At 51.7% G+C, this 20,089-nt stretch carries 17 protein-coding genes; 7 read left to right on the top strand and 10 right to left on the bottom strand.

Going from position 1 to position 20,089, the window contains the following annotated elements:
• Positions 1-7 precede the first annotated feature (7 nt).
• The 8 genes from ACJJI6_RS18920 to lgt all read right to left on the bottom strand — a co-directional run bounded on the left by ACJJI6_RS18920 (position 8) and on the right by lgt (position 6,334).
• Complete coding sequence (locus ACJJI6_RS18920; protein WP_475711674.1) at positions 8-625, bottom strand: energy transducer TonB; 618 nt, start codon at positions 623-625, stop codon at positions 8-10.
• A 5-nt stretch (positions 626-630) separates the two neighbouring features.
• Complete coding sequence (locus ACJJI6_RS18915) at positions 631-1,032, bottom strand: ExbD/TolR family protein (protein ID WP_108734754.1); 402 nt, start codon at positions 1,030-1,032, stop codon at positions 631-633.
• A 112-nt stretch (positions 1,033-1,144) separates the two neighbouring features.
• Entirely contained in the window at positions 1,145-1,672 is a 528-nt protein-coding gene (locus ACJJI6_RS18910; RefSeq protein WP_108734755.1) for a MotA/TolQ/ExbB proton channel family protein, read from the bottom strand.
• A 14-nt stretch (positions 1,673-1,686) separates the two neighbouring features.
• Positions 1,687-3,057, bottom strand: a complete 1,371-nt coding sequence (locus ACJJI6_RS18905) for a MotA/TolQ/ExbB proton channel family protein (RefSeq protein WP_475711672.1) — start codon at positions 3,055-3,057, stop codon at positions 1,687-1,689.
• Positions 3,054-3,836: a DUF3450 domain-containing protein gene (locus tag ACJJI6_RS18900; protein ID WP_444895887.1), complete on the bottom strand. Its 783-nt coding sequence runs from the start codon at positions 3,834-3,836 to the stop codon at positions 3,054-3,056. The genes ACJJI6_RS18905 and ACJJI6_RS18900 overlap by 4 nt, the downstream gene beginning before the upstream one ends.
• Before the next feature lie 287 nt (positions 3,837-4,123).
• On the bottom strand, positions 4,124-4,633 hold the full coding sequence (locus ACJJI6_RS18895; protein WP_444895886.1) for a dihydrofolate reductase: 510 nt from the start codon (positions 4,631-4,633) through the stop codon (positions 4,124-4,126).
• Between the two features lie 9 nt (positions 4,634-4,642).
• Entirely contained in the window at positions 4,643-5,476 is an 834-nt protein-coding gene (locus ACJJI6_RS18890; RefSeq protein ID WP_444915340.1) for a thymidylate synthase, read from the bottom strand.
• Positions 5,477-5,482: 6 nt separating this feature from the next.
• On the bottom strand, positions 5,483-6,334 hold the full coding sequence (gene lgt, locus ACJJI6_RS18885; RefSeq protein WP_413665894.1) for a prolipoprotein diacylglyceryl transferase: 852 nt from the start codon (positions 6,332-6,334) through the stop codon (positions 5,483-5,485).
• Positions 6,335-6,422: 88 nt separating this feature from the next.
• On the opposite strand from lgt, the gene ACJJI6_RS18880 reads away from it, so the two are divergent.
• From ACJJI6_RS18880 to mepK, 5 genes are all read left to right on the top strand, one after another.
• The gene (locus ACJJI6_RS18880) at positions 6,423-7,244 is read left to right on the top strand and encodes an NRDE family protein (RefSeq protein WP_475711670.1); all 822 of its coding nucleotides are present in this window, start codon (positions 6,423-6,425) and stop codon (positions 7,242-7,244) included.
• A 414-nt stretch (positions 7,245-7,658) separates the two neighbouring features.
• Complete coding sequence (locus ACJJI6_RS18875) at positions 7,659-9,611, top strand: L,D-transpeptidase family protein (RefSeq protein ID WP_444918409.1); 1,953 nt, start codon at positions 7,659-7,661, stop codon at positions 9,609-9,611.
• 187 nt (positions 9,612-9,798) lie between these two features.
• The gene (locus ACJJI6_RS18870) at positions 9,799-11,022 is read left to right on the top strand and encodes a L,D-transpeptidase family protein (protein ID WP_475711668.1); all 1,224 of its coding nucleotides are present in this window, start codon (positions 9,799-9,801) and stop codon (positions 11,020-11,022) included.
• 56 nt (positions 11,023-11,078) lie between these two features.
• Entirely contained in the window at positions 11,079-12,257 is a 1,179-nt protein-coding gene (locus tag ACJJI6_RS18865; protein ID WP_475711666.1) for a L,D-transpeptidase family protein, read from the top strand.
• 863 nt (positions 12,258-13,120) lie between these two features.
• Positions 13,121-13,654: a peptidoglycan L,D-endopeptidase MepK gene (gene mepK / locus ACJJI6_RS18860; RefSeq protein WP_282930973.1), complete on the top strand. Its 534-nt coding sequence runs from the start codon at positions 13,121-13,123 to the stop codon at positions 13,652-13,654.
• A gap of 68 nt (positions 13,655-13,722) precedes the next feature.
• Here the strand turns inward: mepK and ACJJI6_RS18855 are convergent, their stop codons facing one another.
• Positions 13,723-14,907, bottom strand: coding sequence for an imelysin family protein (locus tag ACJJI6_RS18855; RefSeq protein ID WP_413663580.1), 1,185 nt, complete (start codon positions 14,905-14,907; stop codon positions 13,723-13,725).
• 42 nt (positions 14,908-14,949) lie between these two features.
• On the bottom strand, positions 14,950-15,618 hold the full coding sequence (locus tag ACJJI6_RS18850) for a histidinol-phosphatase (protein ID WP_413665895.1): 669 nt from the start codon (positions 15,616-15,618) through the stop codon (positions 14,950-14,952).
• A 338-nt stretch (positions 15,619-15,956) separates the two neighbouring features.
• Here ACJJI6_RS18850 and ACJJI6_RS18845 point away from each other — a divergent pair, with 338 nt between their 5' ends.
• Together ACJJI6_RS18845 and ptsP are read left to right on the top strand one after the other, a co-directional pair.
• On the top strand, positions 15,957-16,463 hold the full coding sequence (locus tag ACJJI6_RS18845; RefSeq protein ID WP_413665896.1) for an RNA pyrophosphohydrolase: 507 nt from the start codon (positions 15,957-15,959) through the stop codon (positions 16,461-16,463).
• 108 nt (positions 16,464-16,571) lie between these two features.
• A complete protein-coding gene (gene ptsP / locus ACJJI6_RS18840) occupies positions 16,572-18,824 on the top strand; it encodes a phosphoenolpyruvate--protein phosphotransferase (RefSeq protein WP_444907053.1) in 2,253 nt (750 codons plus the stop codon).
• Positions 18,825-20,089: the final 1,265 nt, after the last annotated feature.

Genomic DNA, 20,089 nt, shown 5'->3' with positions numbered 1-20,089 from the left:
CCCCTCTTTAGTCCTTAGCCATGTTAAAGCTGATCTTAGTTCTAACATTAGGAACTTCGGTCGGCTTGCCATCGACTACCCGCGGCTTGTACTTGTACTTCAACGCGGACTTCAAAGCTGCACGATTGAAAACAGTTGTGGGTTTACCCTTCAGCGTAAACGCCTCAATCACTATCGGATCACGTACAGAGCCATTAGTCGTTACGGTGTATTCAACGATTACATAGCCTTCTATACCACGCTGCTGAGCACGACGAGGATATTGCGGCTGTACTTTAACGATCGGCAGGTAATCACCCTCGCCAAAACTAAAGCCAGACAGTTTGACATCACCACCCGCTTTGGGAGCAGCAATACTGATGTTGCCATCAATATTCGGTTCCTCGAAGTCAGGCTCCGGCATCTCCGGCGGCGGAGTGTCTGGCTCGTCTGGTTTTACCGGCTTGGCGGTGTCGTACTGTGTTTCAATCTTCGTATCAGGCATCACCACATCGGCAACTTTGAAAGTGTCCTTTTCTTCAGGAGCTTTCATGTTTGCTGCAATCAGCTGATGCATGGTGAAGATGAGGCCAAAGGTCGTGGCTACCGCCAATGTACCTGCCCCAAGAAGTCTTACCGGATTCATAGCTGTTAACTCTTCTCTGTAGCGACGGAAACTTTCTTGATACCAATCTTCCTGGCTGCTTCCGCAATCAGGGCAATCTTCTCAATGCTTGCTCCCTTATCGGGCTGAATTACCAACCACCCTTTCGGGTTTTCCGAGTAGAGACGCTCCAGGACAATTCTTACCTGGCGCTCATCAACCTTCTCTTTAGCAATCCAAACCTCGTCACTGTCGTTGATCGCTACCAAGATAGAGGCGGCCTTGAGTTCAGCGGTTGTCGCTTCCGGCTTCTCAACATCAGCACCTGGCTCCTTAATAAAGGTCGCGGTGACGATAAAGAAGATCAGCATGATAAACACCACGTCCAGCATGGGCGTGAGGTCAATTGCGCCGGCTTCTTCTTCTGCCGTATTTTGTCTTTTGCTCATAGCAACTCTCTTAGCGAACTTTTCCAGCGGGGACTCAGGGAGCCCCCGGCAAAAGTATCTGGCTTGGCTAAACCTTCACAGCAAATAAACGGAGTTATTCGCTGGTGTATGCTTAGTGATCCATTGTCAGATGATCTTCCAGCAGCTGGGTTTCACGCTCAGCTTTACGGGCTAGATAAGTGTTGGCAAATACGCCTGACAGGGCCGCAACCATACCCGCCATTGTTGGGATAGTTGCCATGGATACACCACTGGCCATCTGCTTAGCGTCACCGCCACCTGTAATCGCGAGAACATCGAACACGTTGATCATGCCCCAAACCGTACCCAACAACCCAAACAGAGGGGCCAGGGCGACACAGGCTTGGATCATGTCCATATTGTCCTGAATTTTCTCGGATACCCGGGAAATCATTGCATAACGGATCTGGTGCGAAGCCCAGGATTTGCGCTCACCGCGCCCCTCCCATTGGTCTACCGCACCCTGAACGTCACTTTTCAACCCTTTGTTAAAGTAGAAAACACGTTCAAAAATCAGCGTCCACATAAAGAAGGTCAGGCCGGCGATCAGGAACAGTACTGGCCCGCCCGACGCCATAAAGGCGTTGACGGCGGCCCATGCGTCGATTAATGCGTGCATGTTGCCGCCTCCTCTTATTTGCGCTCGGCGTTTTCTGCCACGATACCGGCACTCTGCTCTTCAAGAATATGCAGAACACGCTTGGCACGGGCATTTACAATGGTGTGCATCAATACAGTCGGGATAGCAACACACAGACCGAGAACAGTGGTGATCAGGGCTGAGGAAATACCGCCGGCCATTGCCTTAGGATCGCCCGCACCAAAGATAGTGATCGCCTGGAAGGTTACGATCATACCGGTAACGGTACCCAGCAGACCCAGCAGCGGAGCAACCATCGCGATGATCTTCAGCAGGTTGAGGCCGGATTCGATTGCCGGGCGCTCCTTCAGTACTGCTTCTTCCATCTTCAGCTCGAGAGTTTCGCCGTCTACACCTTTGTTCTCTTCCGCAACAGCCAGTACACGACCCAGCGGGTTATTGGTGTTCGGAGTAGAGGAACGCAGCTGAGCATTCACTTTAGCGCCGACGCCAGTCAGAACAATCAGACGGAAGATAGCCAGCAGCATCGCGAAAACACCAACAGCAGTAATGATGTAGCCAACGATGTCACCTTGGTGCCAACGCTCTACGATGTCCGGGCTATTGATCATAGCTTTCAGGTAGGAGCCACCGGTAGGACCAGTCGGGTCTACACCGAAGGCACTGAAACCACCGGTAGAGCTTTGCAGAGCTTCAGCCATGCCTTGGAACTTGGCGTCCGGCTGACGGATCAGCTCAGCCATTTTGTAGGCATTGTTCATTTCCAGGTATTTACCATTGGAAACCAGATTGAAGTTACCTACGCGAACCACTTCCTGATCAACCTGTTCACCATTTGGCTTGATCACGGTTGCGTTAAACTTAACAATTTTGCCGGATTCAACAGTTTCACGCTGAATTTCAAACCACAGACGCTCGATCTCTTCGATAGTCGGCAGTTTGGTAGCAGTATTCATCTTGGCCAGAAGACCGTCGATGAACTCTGTACGACCAGGATATTGGGCAGAAACCAGGGAGGAACCAATATTGGCTCTCAGGTCCGCTGCAGTAGAGGACATGTGGCCAAACAGTTCATTCAAAGATCCCATACGCTCTTTCAGCTGCTGACGCTTCTGATCTACAGCCACTTCCTGCTCCTGGTATTTCTTTTCCAGTTCAGCAGAGCGCTTTTCTTCAGCGGTACGAGTGTTTTTAGCTTGATTCAGCAGAGCATTCTGGTTGGCCTTCTGGCGGCGGAACTCAGCTTCACGCTGCTTGTGTTCTTTGGACTCGGCAACTTTGGATTGCTGAACCATTTTCAGCAGGTCATCCAGAGAAGAGGCCTTCTCCTGTGCAACTGCGGAGAAACTGATCAGGCCAGCTGCTGCCGCCACTAAAATGCGTTTGGCGAAAGAGGTTTTCATTGCGCTGCCTCCGGAGCCGGAATCGGCATGGTCATGATGTCGATAGTGGCCTGCTTTTTGGCAATTTTCAGACCGTTCATGAGAGCGCGGCGGTATTCACCAGCATCGATCTCAACCCACGCTTTTTGCGCTTTGTCGTAAGCGAGGGAAATTTCAGCATCTGTAGTTTGAGCCAACAGGGCGATACGGCCGATTTGCAGAACGCTCACTTCACGCTCCTGGCCGGCAACAGTCAGGGTATCGCGGTAAGAGTCGATCTTACGAGCATATTCCGCTTCAAAGTTGTACAGCTCCAGTACCTGACGGAATTTTTCCGCAACACTGACATCCGAACGATCCATGGTGCTCTTAACACCGTTGAGGTTCGCGATACGCTCTTCGAGCTTGAACGGTGCGTCCAGCTCAATAAACTGTTCCAGGCCATCCAGCATACGCAGGATCAGCGGCTGAATCTGACGCTCGATAACAGTAACGTTGGCAATAGACTCGTCCAGATCGTTGATAACTTCGAGCTGGTTGGCCAGCTGCTTTTCCAGCTGACGGTTGTATACGCGCAGACCATCGATTTCTTTATTAACCACCTTGAAGTCCTGCAGCAGGCTGCTAGTTTCGTCGGCAATCTTGTCGATGCGCTTTTGCGATGCCTGGGCCGCAGTGGTTTTCTGCTGGCCGACGGCGAGTACGTTATCGAGAGTATCCGCAGTGGCTACGCTGCCGTAGAGCGCGCCAGCAGACAGCGCAGTGGTCAGCGCCACAGCCATGAATCGCTTGGTTTTCATTAGACCCCCCAGTGGGTTCAATATTTCACAACATGGTCGCGATGAGATAGCTGCCACAACGCGGTGTCCTTTTGTTTTAAAAACATTGGTTAGAAGACAGCTAAGAGCCGCACATTGTAAACAGCCGATTTGATTATTCAAATGCCGATTGCCAGCATCGGCCCGCTTGGGTAGCAAAGTAACACTTGGGTAACATTCCCGGGTTACTTGCACACATTAGCGGCGACTTTCCTTGTGTAGGCTGTTGGAGAATTTAACAGATCGATCAACTTTTGATCAAATTGTTTTTATTTAAATCTGTCATATTGGACTAATGAGTAGTTGTACTCATTCCTGTCCGAGGCCGGGTAACACTCTCGTGCCGATTCGACCCAAGAGTCATCCATGTCGGGAAAGTATGCATCCCCGTCGATATTTGCGTCAACTTCGGTGACATATAAGCGGGCAGCCAGTGGCAGTGCCTGGCGGTAAATTTGTGCTCCACCAATGACCATCACCTCGCTTGCCCCACTGTCTTTAGCGCTTTCTTGAGCCAGACTCAAGGCTTTATCCAGAGACTGGACCACCTCAACGCCATCTGCAACCCAGTCAGCATTACGCGTAATGACAATATTTACGCGCCCCGGAAGTGGGCGACCAATAGACTCAAAGGTCTTTCGTCCCATTACTACTGGCTTTCCCATAGTCGTCCGCTTAAAAAACTGCAAATCGCCGGAGATACGCCAGGGGAGCTCATTGTCCTTGCCGATAGCACCATTGCGGGCAACCGCCGCAATCAAAGCAATTGAAACCGTCATTACCGCTCCTTAAACCGCTACAGGTGCCGGAATATGTGGATAGGCCTCGTAACCTTTGAGTTCAAAGTCCTCGAAACGGAAAGAAAACAGATCTTTCACATCTGGATTCAAGTGCATTTGTGGCAGAGGCAGAGGGTCGCGCTGCAATTGCAGTTCGACCTGCTCCATATGGTTGGAGTAGAGGTGAGCATCACCAAAGGTGTGGATAAAATCGCCGGGCTTCAAACCGCATACCTGTGCCAGCATAAGGGTCAACAGGCTGTATGAGGCGATATTAAAAGGCACCCCCAGGAAAATATCTGCGCTTCGCTGGTACAGCTGACAGGACAACTTGCCGTCAGCGACATAAAACTGGAACAGGGCGTGGCAGGGAGCCAGGGCCATGCGCCCTTCACGGGCATTATCAGCAGGTGAAACACCTTCATCTGGCAGATCCGCAGGGTTCCAGGCGCTAACCATCAGGCGCCGGGAGTCCGGGCGGGTTTTCAACTGATGTACCAACTGCTCAATCTGGTCGATCTGGCGGCCATCCGAAGTGGGCCAGGAGCGCCATTGATGGCCATATACAGGGCCCAGATCACCGTCCTCTGTCGCCCACTCATCCCAAATCCGCACCTTATTGTCCTGGAGGTAGCGGATATTGGTATCCCCCTGCAAAAACCACAGAAGTTCGTGAATAATCGAGCGCAAATGGCACTTTTTAGTGGTGATCAGCGGAAAACCCTCCGCCAAATTAAAGCGCATTTGATAGCCAAACACACTGAGAGTACCAGTGCCGGTGCGGTCACCTTTAACGGTGCCGTTATCGCGCACATGGCGCATTAGATCGAGATACTGCTTCATCTACTGCTATGCTCCGCCTTTAACTCGGGAAGACCCTGCTTTCTTACCTTTCTGCTCAGTTCTCCCCTCGGGAAGCGGCTGAGTTTTATAACTCCACACCAGCAATGCGATGCCGGCAATAATCATCGGCAGGCTCAAAAGCTGCCCACGTGTCATCCATCCAAATAAATCAAAACCAATATGCCCATCGGGCTCCCGGACAAATTCCACCAGGAAGCGGAATACACCGTAGAGCGTCACGAACATACCACCCACCGCGAGTCGAGGGCGCGGCTTACTGGAGAACCACCAGAGCAGCGCAAAGAGAACCAGCCCCTCAAGGAAGGCTTGATACAGCTGGGATGGGTGCCGGACCAGAAGGTCCGGGTCCTTTGGAAAGACCATGCCCCAAGGGCCTTCAGTTTCACGCCCCCAAAGCTCCTGGCCAATAAAATTACCGATCCGCCCAAGCCCAAGACCTATGGGCACCAGAGGAGCAACGAAATCAATTAGAGCCGGGAAGGTTGTACCAATTTTGCGTGCGTAGAGTGCCGTGGCCAACATTACCCCTATCAGCCCGCCGTGGAAGCTCATCCCTCCTTCCCACAGCCGGATCAGTGATATCGGGTCTTCGAGCAACTGGGGGAAGTTATAAAAGAACATGTACCCCAAGCGGCCACCGATAACGACACCAATGGCACAGTAGAGAATCAAGTCCTCAACTTCGGATTTAATAACCGGTGACCAGGGTTTGGCACTTCGGCGCAATGCCAACCACCAGGCCGCGACAAAGCCAGCCAAGTACATCAGCCCATACCAGTGCACTTTTAAGGGGCCTATTGCAAAGGCTACCGGGTCAATTTCGGGATAGGTCAGCATGGGGGAATCGCGATTGCTAATAAAGGGCGTATTATGGTCGTAAAGCCCCCCGCTGTGGAAGGGCAGCTTGCCCCTAGGGAAGATCCCCATGTGTCTACTGCTATTCGCCTATCAATGCCACCCGAAATACCCTCTGCTGTTGATCGCCAATCGGGATGAGTTCTATCAAAGGCCAACCGCAGCAGCGGAGCACTGGCCCGGGACCGGGCTAATTGCGGGTAGAGACCTTGAAGCTCAGGGAACCTGGGCCGGCGTATCCCCCGGACGGGTCGCAGCTGTAACCAATATCCGGGAGCCTGGAACACCGGAACCTGTAGGAGCGCTTTCCCGCGGAGAAATACCGCAGAAATTCCTCAGCCAACAAATTAGCCCTGAGCATTTCATCCACTACCTGGAATCCCAGCAATATCGAGGCTTTAACGCCCTGCTGTTTGATATTCAGAATCAAAACACTCTCTTCTGTGCCGGGAACCGGCACAAGCCATTTACTTTTGAACCGGGCATTCACGGTATCTCCAACGGTGCGCCGGACGAGCCCTGGCCAAAGGTGGAAAGGGGCAAAGTGGGGCTGGCAGAAATAATACCTGCGGCCGACCAACTGGTAACAATCGAGAGCTTTGTGGAGCCAGCACTGGCACTACTCAAAGATCGCACCCGCGCGCCGGACCAACAACTCCCTCATACAGGGCTACCACTGAAGATTGAGCGGGCACTCTCTTCGATATTCATTCAAATTGATGCCGATAGCTCGGCGATAGAACCAATGCTTCGCAATGGCGGCTACGGTACCCGCGCGAGTACCGTGATCACCATCGACCAGAGGGGGTGTGGCCAACTTTGGGAGCAGACTTTTATACAGGGCAATGAAAATGGACCCCTGCGCTACTTCACTACCCAGTCGCCCAATTAAGCGGGCTCAATACTAATGGCAGAAAAATTGTGCATAACTTTTTGTGCAAGCCTCTGCACCATATTCAAATAAGCCCCAGTAAACACGCCCCTTTTTCACCCACGAGCGAAATATTTGACGCAAAACTCATCATTCGCAAATCCTTACTCTAAAAAGAATGAAGCGCCAAGCAAATTTTGCATTTATTGCCATACTTACTTTCACAGACTGAAGTTGGTTGAGTTTCGCGCAAGCAGGACACCGACAGCAGTCTTAATAAAAGGAAGTCGCGCGGGACGCATGACACGTGCGAGTCACCGATAATATCCCTGAGTATCTGGATGGGCTCGCCACAGGTTGGGAAGGTATGAACGATCTGGCGCCCGGCATTTTCCAAAATATCGCACCGGGCCCCCGCAGAATCGCTGAGGTACCATGTCGTATTTCAACCCCGAGCATCGTAGACGCAAATCTGTACTTCCATTGCTGACACTGGGTAGCCTCTGTGTCTTCATTCTTTATTATGCTTTCGCAGCAAACCAGAAGACCGTACCCGTTTTACCGGAGAACGCTGTTCGCCCTCATTTAGTGCACTGGCTAGAGGAAAACCCTGATGCCTGGCCAGCCCAGGACCCCATTTTTAACCCCGCCGCTGTGCGCAAGATCTACCAGCGCACGGATTACCGCTTGCTTTGGTTCGATAACTACAGCCTAAGTGATAGTGCCAATGACCTGCTGAAACAACTCACAGCTGCCAGCTCCGGCAATCCGAGCAGCATGGTCGACTACCGCTACCACCTAGGGTACTTCGATCGCACCCTCCGCGATACTCCACAACGGCTTCAGATGGCTGCAGTATTGGATATCTTACTGACCGATGCCTTTGTCTCCTACGCGCAAGATACCCAGCTGGACAGGCTCAAGCCCAAAACCCGCCCGCGTCGGGGTGTCACACCGGTTCTGCGGGATAGCGAAGGTTTCCGCCTGGTTGCTACCAGCACCGCTCAACCGCAGGCTTCCAGTGAACCCCGCGGGCGCAAGTACTTCCGCGGATATGATCGCGCAGCCAATCTCGGCAGCAATGTACGCAGCCGCTATTACTCGCGGGAATACAATGCGGATACTTCCGGCAATTACTCAGGACGCAATTATTCCGGTAGCACTCGCACCTATGAGCGCAGTCGATACCGTTCCTACCGGGACAACAATAGTGGCTCAGGTTCCGGCAGCCGTGTTTATTACAATCAGGGGCGGCCAAATACTGCCGCCCCACCGGTGAGATCTGAAAACAGTGAGGGGCCTTACTACGAGGAAAACCGGCCCTATGGGAACGATGTAAGGGCGCTGCGCGGTGAGCTGCAACGACTGCGCAAGATTTCCTCCAGCGGTCGCTGGCGTCCGATCCCGGCGGGCCCTGCCATGACCATGGGTGCACGCCACCCACATGTGGGCCTCCTGCGCAACCTGCTCTCCCTATACGGTGATTACCAGTCTTACTACAGCTACGGCGGCACTGATCGCAATCGCTTCGATCGGGGCCTTCACCAAGCGGTGGTGCGCTTCCAGAAACGTCACGGCCTGAGAGCAGATGGTATTGTCGGTCGCTCAACTCGCAAGCGCCTGAACTTATCCCCAGCTGCGCGCGCCCGCATTGTGGAAATGAATATCAAGCGCCGCGAAGAGTTGCCGGAACAATTGGGCAGCCGCTTTATCCAGGTCAATATTCCTGCGTATCGTCTCAAATACGTGGAAAACGACCAGGTCAAACTGGCGATGAATGTGGTCGTCGGCAAGAAAAAGCACGCAACGCCTGAAATAACCACCCGTGTCAGCAAGGTAGTCTTTAACCCCACTTGGACAGTACCGCGCAGTATCCTGGTAAATGAGATACTCCCCAAAGCTCGTAAAAACCCAGCGGGTATGGAAAAAATGGGATATCGGGTGATTAGCGGCAGGGGTGAAAAACTGCCCCTGACTCCGCAAAACCTATCTGCTGCAGGTGCGGGTTCCTACCTTATGCGCCAAATGGGCGGTGAGGAAAACATATTGGGACGTGTCAAATTTGAAATCCCCAATATTCACGACGTGTACCTGCACGATACGCGCGCGCGCAAACTTTTTTCCCTGACCACACGGGGCTATAGCCATGGCTGTATCCGCCTGGAAAAACCCCGCCACTTGGCCGAAGCGCTGCTTCGTCCCCAAGGGGATTGGGATCAATGGCGTATCGATCAATTGACCACAGGAGAGGAAACCACAGAAGTGGATATGTCCCAACTGGTGAAGGTTTATATCACCTACTGGACTGCCTGGGTCGATGGTCAGGGCAACCTGAACTTCCGCCCGGATATTTATGGCAAAGATGGACTGACCGATAATCAATTTTAAAAGAAACCGGGGCGGCTATATGTCGCCCCGGTTATAACCAGGGAATTATTAAGCGTGTTATTCCATTAATTAGCCTTTCTTAAGCAGCACCATTCCTGAAAATTATTTAAAGACTATCAGTCACAAGTTATCAATGTGAGCACAGTGATAAATCTCACTGATTTCTCAGTGCTTGCAGGGGTGACTTATGGGTGCTGCCAACAATTCACTTTGCGCTTTTTTGCCACGCAACCAACTAACCTCCCTCAGGGCGAGTGCCGCTGCGATTGCCATAGCAATATCGGTAGGCATTCACTCACCACAAATAATCGCCGAAGCTAAAGATACCGTCGAACCTGACTTGATCGGCAGTCGCGATCCTTTTTTACCTCAGGGCAGGCAATTTTCCCTACTCAGCGAAGCGTTAGCACGCTATCAAACCCTGGCACAAGGTAATTACTGGAAACCGCTCAGTGCTGGACAACCTATCGCACCGGGCAGTCGCAGTCCCCGGGTTGCGCAATTGAGAAGCCTGTTAATGCTCTATGGTGATCACCATCCCGAAGAGTACGGAGCAGATACTTCTAAAGCAGATGTCTACGACAAAAAACTGCAGCAGGCCGTTAAACGATTTCAGAAACGTCACGGATTAAAACAAACGGCACTGGTTGATGAGGGAACCCGGAGTCGACTCAATACCCCTCCAGATAAAGTTGCCAAAATTCTGGCAGCGAATATTGAACGCTGGAAACAACTCCCCAAGGATTTAGGGCCTCGCTATATCATCGTGAATGTTCCGGAGTTTAATTTGCGCCTAATTGAAGGCGATAAAGAGCAGTTCCGTATGCGTGTGGTTGTGGGAAAACCAAAACACAAAACACCGCAAATCGCTACCCGTATGACGCGACTGGAATTTAATCCTGTATGGCGTGTCCCGCCCAGTATTGCGCTGCGGGAACTTTTACCTAAGGGCAGTTCCGCCCTCAGGGCAAAAGGTTATCGCCTGATGAATCATCGGGGTAGATCGGTACCATTTACTCGTGGAAATGTAGCCGCAGTGCGTCGAGGACAAGTTTCACTGCAACAAAAAGGCGGGCCGGGAAATGCTTTGGGAAGAGTGAAGTTTGTTATCCCCAATCGGCAGGCCATTTTTCTACACGACACAAATAGCAAGCATTTATTTAAAAAATCACAAAGGGCCTTTAGCCACGGTTGTATTCGTCTGGAAAAACCATTGCAGTTTGCTCGCATGATGTTAGCCCAGCAAAACAAGTGGAGTGATGCTCGCATCAATCGCGCGCTGGGAAGTGGTCGCACCCATGGTGTTGCCCTTAAAAATCCCCTACCGGTTTATATCGCTTACTGGACCGCCTGGATCGATGAAAATGGGCAGCTTCAGTTTCGGCCGGATATCTATAACCGGGATCAGTAATAGGAGGTAACAGAGTGAAGCGGATTAAGAACTACAGGGACTACTGAGTTATCAGCATGGCAAATGGCCCATTCCAGCTCGGCATCGCCGCACTGATAAGCCTCGTAATTGCCTCGGCCAGCCCTTTGAATGCCTCATTCACTGGGCAGACCGATATCATTATTGAGCCAATCAGTTCGACCCAGCAATTGCGCGATACCGCTCAGGCTTACCGAGTTTTAGCGAAAAACTGGCGACCTATTGCCCAGGGAAAAACTTTACAGCCCGGAGACAAAGGCCCTCGTGTCCTGCAACTACGTAACTTGCTGGCAATTTATAAGGATTATCACGGTCAACCCGGGCCGCTTTCCGCCCCACAAAAAGACCCCCGAAGATTTGACAGTGCGCTCCAAGCTGCAGTGGAGCGCTTTCAAGAGCGTCACGGGTTGAACGTTACCGGCATCGCCGATGAAGACACACTTGCAGCCTTGGCCGTATCTCCAATGGAGCGCGCTCAGCAAATGGAATTGAATGCATCCCGATGGGAACAGCTAAAACTCCCTGAGGATGATCGCTACGTAATCGTTAATGTGCCCGATTATCGCTTACAGCTTATCGAAGATGGTTCAGTTGCTCTCGATATGAAAACCGTTGTAGGAAAAAGCAGCACGCGCACACCGGATATGCGCACGCGAATAACCAATATTGTTTTCAGCCCAACCTGGACTGTCCCCCGAAGTATTCTTGTCACCGAGCTTTTGCCCAAGGCACGACACAACCCAACAGCCATGCACAAGCGGGGTTATCGAGTAGTGCAATATCGCAGCGGTAAATCGTCCCCTATTACAGAAGAGACTATTGCCAAGGCAGCCGGTGGGCATGCTACTTTGAGGCAATTGAGTGGCCCTGAGAATACTCTTGGGAAAGTGAAATTTGTTATCCCCAATAAGCAGGCTATTTTTCTCCATGACACCCAAGCTCAAAGCCTGTTTAAACTTCGCCAGCGGGCATTAAGTCACGGATGCGTAAGGCTACAAGCACCAGAAGAATTAGCGTACTTTCTTCTCCGTGACCAGGGTTGGGATAGAACTCGGGTAGCACAGGCAGCGAATGGGCATGATGCTCTGAATGTAAAGGTTAAGGGGTCACCCCGTATTTACATTGTTTATATGACAGCATGGATAGATAGGGATGGGCGCCCCCAATTCCGCTCTGATATTTATCATCGTGACAAAGAGCTGCCTTATCCAAATTAGGGAGCTTATCGGCAAGTGAAAAATATTAAGTATCGCTAAAGGATTTTGCCTGTTCTCATTTTCTCTGACAGCGCTCTATAACGCTAAAGTTCTCCAAACAATAGAACTTGAAAGACACCGATCAGAATAACCACCTAAGCAAGTTTGATTTAATTTTTCAAAGCACTACTCACATTCCTATTTAAACCCTGGCCTTGATTTGGAAACTACATCCTTGTCATTAAAAAATTAGAGATTTGCCATATTCACAACCGTGGTAGCAATACTGGCCGGATCTAATTTTTCCAGGTTTCTTTTTATCGCCCGCTGCTACTGGCGGGCTCCAGGAAATCGAGATCAATACGCCCCCCAAATATAGGGCGGTCCAGAGTCTGCCAGATAACCTAAACAGCTGAATGTCCGGAGAAATACTACGCTAGCAGCACCTAAGTCACATGTATATACATGTACATACAAACTCTTATCTTCTCTATATCTAGGTTGTCTTCTGTATATAGATGGGTAAACCACCCACTAATAAAGAAGGCTATCAAGCTCATGACCGAAGAGGTGATCGGATAGCTCCCAAGTACACTGACGAAACAGCCCGATAAAACTTATAAGTCGCAGAAAAATAATTTTTTAGTGATTAGCGTGCAATGACAACGCTGTCTCCAACCTATTCAGCACCATCGACTGATCAGCAGTAAAAATTCCGGTTTTAGATAGCAGAAAAGAAAAAATATACCACCCAGGCCATCTAATTATTTCCGAATTAGCAGCTTCAGGTTTGTAACAACTGGTTATTTTTTGTACATTTTCCGCCGTACCCGGTTGCGCCAACTAAGGCAAACCGACGAGAGATTTAACGACGAGGCGGAATTATGAAGAATCCATCCAGACGTCGATTCCTGGCAGTGACCTGCGCAACTGCGGCGGCCGTCAGCGCCGGACCGACTTTCGCAAAAGTAGGTAGCTCCCGCACCCTGAAAATGCGCAACCTGCACACCGGGGAGAAGCTGGAGGCCGCCTACTGGACTAACGGAGATTACAGCAGCGGAGGCCTGAAGCAGTTCAACAAATTGCTTCGTGACCACCGCGCCAACGAAGTGACCCGAATGGACCCCAAGCTTCTAGATATCGTCTACAAGCTGAAGGAGAAGTTCAATTACAACGGCACCATTGAGATTATCTCTGGGTACCGTTCACCTAAAACCAATGCCAAACTGCGCGCAGCTGGCCGAGGCGTAGCGAAACGCAGTTACCACACACGTGGTATGGCCTTGGATATCCGTATGCCGGGAGTGTCCCTGTCGAAGTTGCGCCAGGCAGCACTCAACCTGAAAGCGGGCGGTGTCGGATACTACCCGAAGAGTAACTTCGTACACGTGGATACTGGCCCTGTACGTCGCTGGTAATCCCCACCCAACAGATACAAAAAACCCGGCAGTCGCCGGGTTTTTTGTTATGCCTGTGAGAGCAAGATTTATTCACCATCAACCGGTAAGCTAACCGGCATCACATCCTGATCGGATACTGGCACTTGGGTAGTACCTGCCATCAACCCGGCGATACGTTCCAGAAGTTTGCGTGCCTGGGCCAATTGGGTCAGCTCCGCCAGCTCAATCGGGTCTTCCATTTGCAACAACAAGCTCTCGAAATCCACAAAAGCCTGCTCTAAAGCCGTCACCTGATGTCGATCCAGCAACAGCTCCGCCAAGCCGCCCCCACCAGTGGGAATCCAGTTTGACTGGAGAGTTGCCATAATTGCCAATATCGCCTGCTTTGAATCGGCAGCGCGGCTACTTTCCACATCGCTCTCGGAACTCTCCGGCAACCTGCGCAACAGCTGCTCATCAATCACCCGGGTGTGCGATGCACGGATTTGCTGCAATCGGGCAACCGGTCCGAGGGATAGATAGGGCCGCGAAAGGCTGTTGGCCGCCGTCGGCCAACGACGGGCCAAGCCTGCCATATCCTCTTCCACACCTTTAACGATCAAGCGGGTTAGTTCACGACGCCGATTGACGGCCAGGGCCTCGGGCTTTTCCCCATCGGACTTAGCCAAAAACTGCTCCGCAACCCGCTCGCTGGTGGGCCCCCAGAGCATGATTTCCAAAGCGTGAAAACCGGTGCTGGCCTCTTCATGTGCCGTCAGGCGGTGCTGCTTGCGCAGGTTCGTTAAAGTCAGATCAATGGCCGTATCGTTAACGATACCGCTCTCAGAATAACCCGGCACTGTATCCAGGTAGCCCGCCTGGGCCGGCCAACTATCTACTGATAACAGTAATTTTCTACCCTGGCTGCGCAACTCTCCCGAAGAAAAAGCCAACTGGATATAAGGCAGTGCAGCAGCAAATTCCCTGTGGGCATCCAGCCAGGCGAGCCTGGCATTTTCCAACTTGTTTTCATTCGGCTGAGCCAGGAGACCATCCACTTCACGCTGCAAAGTTTCAACAGCGGCATGGGCGTGGATAACCTGGGCCTCACCCGCCTGCCAAATTGCCAGGGATAACTCGGTCGCAGCCTTTTCATTCACAGGTTGCGGCGCAATACTTTGTTGCGATACCTGCTGCGGTTTTTCTACCGCTTTTTGCTCACAGGCAGAAAGTCCGGCCAGGGCCCCGATTAAAACAGCCAGGGCCCGGTACTGGATAATAGATCCGTTCACTCAATTCCCCATCTTGTGCATTTCACAAATACTGGCAAGCACCTACTCACTCTCTTCCCGCAAACTGATCACCGGCCAGCCGCGAGCCTCAGCTTCTGCACGCAGACGATCATCCGGGTCCACCGCAATTGGGTGCTCAACTTCGCCCAGCAAGGGCAGATCATTGATGGAGTCACTGTAGAACCACTTTTCACTGTTGGCGTATTCCGGGTTGTGGGCCAGCCATTGGCGCAACCGGACAACTTTCCCCCCCTGATAACAGGGTTCACCAACGACCTTCCCGGTGAACCGCCCCTCATCCTCCTCTGGCTCAGTGGCCAGCAGGGTATCGACACCGAGGCGCGAGGCAATGGGTTCAACCACAAAGCGATTGGTCGCAGTGATAATCATGATGTGGTGGCCTTTGCGGCGGTGTTCGCCGATTAACTCCTGGGCCCGAGGCAGCCACAATTCACTGATAACTTCCTGCATAAACTCGCTTTGCAAGTTATCCAATTGGCCACGGGAAAGCTGAGCCAGGGGCTCCAAGGCAAATTCCAGGTAGGCAAAAATATCCAATTCACCGCGCTGGTAATCTTGATAAAAGCGATCGTTAGCCGAGCGGTAACGGGTCCCGTCGACATGTTCACGCTCCACCAGAAATTCGCCCCAGGCATGATCGCTATCACCACCTATCAGCGTGTTATCCAGATCAAAGATTGCCAAGTGCACCGTCGACTCTCCCATAACTATAGGTTCCCCATAAGCATTTGACCGCCAGGAAGCCGGAAACGTCCCCTGCGCGGCCGCTAATTTTACCTTGCGCCGCACGACAGCACACGGACTGCGTCACTGAATTGCTGTAAACCCCCCGCTGTGGAACAATGCAGAACAAGTAAGTGCAGCGCACGGCCGCACACAACAGTATTGAGGATGGTATTTTGGGCGACGGCAAGCCGGCACAGGCCGGACGAAAGAACCGCCGTAAGCCCGCCAAGCATTCGAATCGCAATGATAAAGCCCCGGCCGGTAACAAGAACCGGGGCACGAGTGGCGAGAGCAACAGCAATATCGATGCCGAGGGGTTCCGCCCCAATGTCGGTATTATCGTGCTCAACGCCCGCGGTCAGGCACTGTGGGCGCGGCGGGTAGGTGGCAAGGACGCCTGGCAATTTCCCCAGGGTGGTATTAATCCGGGCGAAACCCCTGAACAGGCGCTATATAGGGAACTATACGAGGAAGTAGGCCTTACTCGCGATCAAGTCAGTATGATTGCCTGTACTCGAGGCTGGCTGCGTTATCGCCTGCCTCAAAGGCTGATTCGACGTCGCTCCGAACCACTGTGCATCGGGCAAAAGCAAAAGTGGTACCTGCTGAGGCTCGAGGCAGAAGAGGCCTCTATCAGCTTCGACAATGGTTACAAACCTGAATTCGACCACTGGCGCTGGGTAAGCTACTGGCATCCACTGAGTAAGGTGGTGACCTTTAAGCGTGAAGTATACCGGCGCGCACTAACCGAGCTGGCCCCACAACAAATACAGCTGGAGAGACGCTGGCTGCGCGGACAGGAAAGCTGACCGCATAGGGTAGTTAGCAGCGAATCTTCACAAAATGGCCCCGATCAGCATCGAAATTCTATTTTCCGGGGCCATCGAATTTCTCCGTTGATTGGCGAGGACAGGCCATTGCTCGGATCTCTGCGCAGTATCGTTCAGGAAGTAAATGCCGCCCGGAACCTCACCGCGGTGCTCGAAATCATTGTGCATCGCGTGCGGGAAATCATGCACACCCGCGTCTGCTCCGTATATCTGCGCGACAAGCAACACGGCAACTATGTCCTTATGGCCACCGATGGCCTCAACCCCAAAGCGGTTGGCCAAGTCCACCTGGCCCCCGGCGAGGGACTGGTAGGCAATGTAGTCACCCGCGAAGAACCAATTAACCTGGAAAGAGCTGAAGCCCACCCCGCCTTCCAATATTTCCCCTCTACAGGAGAAGAGCGCTTTAGCGCCTTTCTCGGCACACCGATTATTCACCACCGCGCCGTACTGGGTGTCCTGGTTGTGCAGCAAGAAGAGAAGCGCCGATTCGACGAGTGGGAGGAAGCTTTCCTGGTCACACTCTCAGCGCAGCTCGCCGGCGTTATCGCCCACGCTGAGGCCACCGGTCTTCTCGCCTGTATTGGCAAGCAACAACGGGAAACTCACTTCTCTGGCATTGCCGCATCCCCCGGTGTGGCTATCGGGCGGGTACATATTGTCACCCCGCATGCGAATCTCGGCACAGTGCCCTACTCCGAATGCGAGGATGTGGACACTGAATTGGCCCTGTTTCAACAGGCCCTGAGCGCTGCCCAGGAGGAAATTCGCGAAGTCGGTGAGCGCCTGAAGAGCGACCTCAGCCCTGAGGAACGGGCGCTATTCGATGCCTATATCAGCATGTTGGATGACAGCTCCCTCGCCGTCGAGGTATGCGATCGCATCCAACAGCAGCTCAGTGCCCAGCGGGCCTGGGCCGAAGTCATGTTGGAACATGTGCGGCGCTTTGAAGCCATGTCCGACTCCTACTTTCGCGATAGGGCCGCCGATGTTCGCGACCTGGGCGCCCGAGTGCTGATGCACCTGCGGCAACAGCAGCAGAGCGACCGGGACTTCCCCGATAACACCATCCTGATCGGCGAAGAGCTAACCGCAGCGGTATTGGCAGAAGTGCCCAGGGAAAAGCTGATCGGAGCCGTATCCGTTAAAGGCTCCTCCAACAGCCATGTGGCTATTATTGCCCGAGCCATGGGACTGCCCGCTGTCATGGGAGTCCAGGACCTACCTTACGAAACCATCGACGGTGTCGATATGGTGGTGGATGGCTACCGGGGCGACTTACATATTCACCCCGGCGCAGAACTCAAGCGCCGCTACGACGACATTGTTGCAGAAGAGCAGCAACTGGCCCGCAACCTGGACCACCTGGCTCAACTCCCGGCAATCACCTCCGATGGCCATCGCATTCGCCTGATGGTAAATACTGGGCTGATGGCCGATGTTGTTCGCTCCCTGGAGCGCGGCGCTGAAGGAGTAGGACTTTTCCGCACCGAAGTACCTTTCCTATTGCGAGACCGCTTCCCCTCCGAGGAAGAGCAGCGGGAAATTTACCGGGAGCAACTGGAAGCCTTTGCCCCCCTGCCCGTCACGATGCGCACCTTGGATATCGGCGGCGATAAAGCACTGGCCTATTTCCCTATCGAGGAAACCAATCCCTTTCTGGGATGGCGCGGTATTCGCGTAACTCTCGACCACCCGGAAATATTCCTGGCGCAAGTGCGCGCCATGATGAAAGCCAGCCTGGGGCTAAATAACCTGCGAATTATGCTCCCCATGATCAGCGGCCTAAACGAGCTCGAAGCCGCGCGCAAACTGGTGGAAAGAGCCTACCGGGAGCTGCTTGAGGAAGGTTACGAAATCGTTATGCCCCCACTCGGGGTAATGGTAGAGGTACCCTCCGCGGTTTACCAAGTGCGGGAACTCGCCGTACATGCAGACTTTATATCAGTGGGCAGTAATGACCTCACCCAATATCTCCTCGCGGTGGATCGTAATAACAGCCGCGTAGCCAATATTTACCACGCCCTGCACCCGGCAGTCCTACGAGCTTTGCAGGAAATCGTAACGGCAGCCCATGCCGTTGGTACCAAAGTAGGGATCTGTGGAGAACTAGCAGGAGAACCTAGTGGTGCATTGTTATTAGTAGCCATGGGCTACGATATGCTATCGATGAACGCCACTAACTTACCGCGAATAAAAGCTACGCTGCGTGCCGTTAGCCGGGCTGATATTGAGCAGCTCCTGCAACAGGTTTTGCAGATGAATAGCCCCGAGCAAATTGAAAGTACGGTGAAAGGGTTTCTTAATGAGGCAGGGTTGAAGGTCTCTTTGCAGCCGTAAATGATGAGGTATTTAAATCTAAATTTACCCGATTTTATAAAGCCTGAGTTCAATATCTAATAACCAAACTGTTTGTCCCTCACAACAGCAAGATATTTGCCCAAGCGACTAATGAAGAGCTATATCGCTCAACATTATTCTGACCCACCAAATAGCTTCTCAATGTTTCCTAATCCTTAAGCTGCTTTTTCAGAAATAGCAAGCTCATTTTATTTTTAAGCGTGTCAATGGAATAGCAGAATGTCCCCCACCCAAAGAAAAAAACAAATAACTACTAAATACGCGTGATACTCAATTAGTACACTCAAACCAAAAAAATATATAACCCTTCACAACACTCAATCCTGAAGCCTTGGCCTAATCACACTTCTAAATTTCCGATAATTCTGACAAGTTAGTGAGTGCCAGCTCAGGTAATTATGATCATTTTGACCGTTATTTTTGAGCTTTACATAGAATGTATAAAAATACTTTACAAATCAGTAAGTTATAAGTTGAGTTAAAAACTGGGATAGTAGTCAAAGTGATCATTTTTGTAGTTTGCACTTTAGCACCAAATACATCTAACCCTATGATTTTTATTTAAAATTTCCGTTATATCGGGAAAATTGATTTCGAAATAGCAATCATGATAAAAGTGGTCAGAATGATTACTATATAAATGTTATTGTGGCGGTCGGTTTTATTGATTTTCCGTGGTAACTGAAGGTTTAGTGCTACTAAATAGCATCCGGTGTTGAGCAATTTTACTGATTGCCATTCAAGCAGTTTCGTTCTTAGAGTGTTTGCTCAGGTGCGGTAGAAGCCGGCAGTCCGCTGCAATTTCGCGGAGTGCCAATTAGATAGAAATTGGTTGGGGGAAGTGCGGTATTCTTTCTTCGTAAATATTGGGCAGTGGCCAGCCAACGTTGGCTGGCAGAGAGCAAGTAGGTCGTTTAGTACGCGCCAGCTTATAACCAGGCCAGGCAAGATCGCCCAGCCGGAGGCTGGGCTGGACAGCCTACGCTTCGCTTCGGCTGCCCTTGCTGGCAACGTTATGCGTCATAAGGGAATTTTGTGTTTTTTAAGAAGAAGGGAAAATATAAGCCTCCTCAAAAGTTAAAAGAATGGACCAATGACACTCCAGGTGGAGAGTTATATGAGGTTTACATTTCCTCCGATCACAAAGTCTGGTGTACGTCAGGTCGGTTCGCTCATTCATCAGGTGCTTCAAGTACCACATGGTCAGGGTTCCTATCCGGCGAACTAAATGAGCTTGTTATTAA

Source organism: Microbulbifer maximicatervae (SeqCode), from assembly GCF_056232625.1.
The sequence above is the reverse complement of the archived record's forward strand: the minus strand, read 5'-3'. Positions and strand labels throughout refer to the sequence as shown.

Bases quoted from the DNA above. Each gene is read 5' to 3' on its own strand.
- ACJJI6_RS18915 (WP_108734754.1), bottom strand. From the start codon at position 1,032: ATGAGCAAAAGACAAAATACGGCAGAAGAAGAAGCCGGCGCAATTGAC.
- ACJJI6_RS18905 (WP_475711672.1), bottom strand. From the start codon at position 3,057: ATGAAAACCTCTTTCGCCAAACGCATTTTAGTGGCGGCAGCAGCTGGC.
- ACJJI6_RS18920 (WP_475711674.1), bottom strand. From the start codon at position 625: ATGAATCCGGTAAGACTTCTTGGGGCAGGTACATTGGCGGTAGCCACG.
- ACJJI6_RS18910 (WP_108734755.1), bottom strand. From the start codon at position 1,672: ATGCACGCATTAATCGACGCATGGGCCGCCGTCAACGCCTTTATGGCG.
- ACJJI6_RS18900 (WP_444895887.1), bottom strand. From the start codon at position 3,836: ATGAAAACCAAGCGATTCATGGCTGTGGCGCTGACCACTGCGCTGTCT.
- ACJJI6_RS18890 (WP_444915340.1), bottom strand. From the start codon at position 5,476: ATGAAGCAGTATCTCGATCTAATGCGCCATGTGCGCGATAACGGCACC.
- lgt (WP_413665894.1), bottom strand. From the start codon at position 6,334: ATGCTGACCTATCCCGAAATTGACCCGGTAGCCTTTGCAATAGGCCCC.
- ACJJI6_RS18880 (WP_475711670.1), top strand. From the start codon at position 6,423: ATGTGTCTACTGCTATTCGCCTATCAATGCCACCCGAAATACCCTCTG.
- mepK (WP_282930973.1), top strand. From the start codon at position 13,121: ATGAAGAATCCATCCAGACGTCGATTCCTGGCAGTGACCTGCGCAACT.
- ACJJI6_RS18865 (WP_475711666.1), top strand. From the start codon at position 11,079: ATGGCAAATGGCCCATTCCAGCTCGGCATCGCCGCACTGATAAGCCTC.
- ACJJI6_RS18875 (WP_444918409.1), top strand. From the start codon at position 7,659: ATGTCGTATTTCAACCCCGAGCATCGTAGACGCAAATCTGTACTTCCA.
- ACJJI6_RS18895 (WP_444895886.1), bottom strand. From the start codon at position 4,633: ATGACGGTTTCAATTGCTTTGATTGCGGCGGTTGCCCGCAATGGTGCT.
- ACJJI6_RS18870 (WP_475711668.1), top strand. From the start codon at position 9,799: ATGGGTGCTGCCAACAATTCACTTTGCGCTTTTTTGCCACGCAACCAA.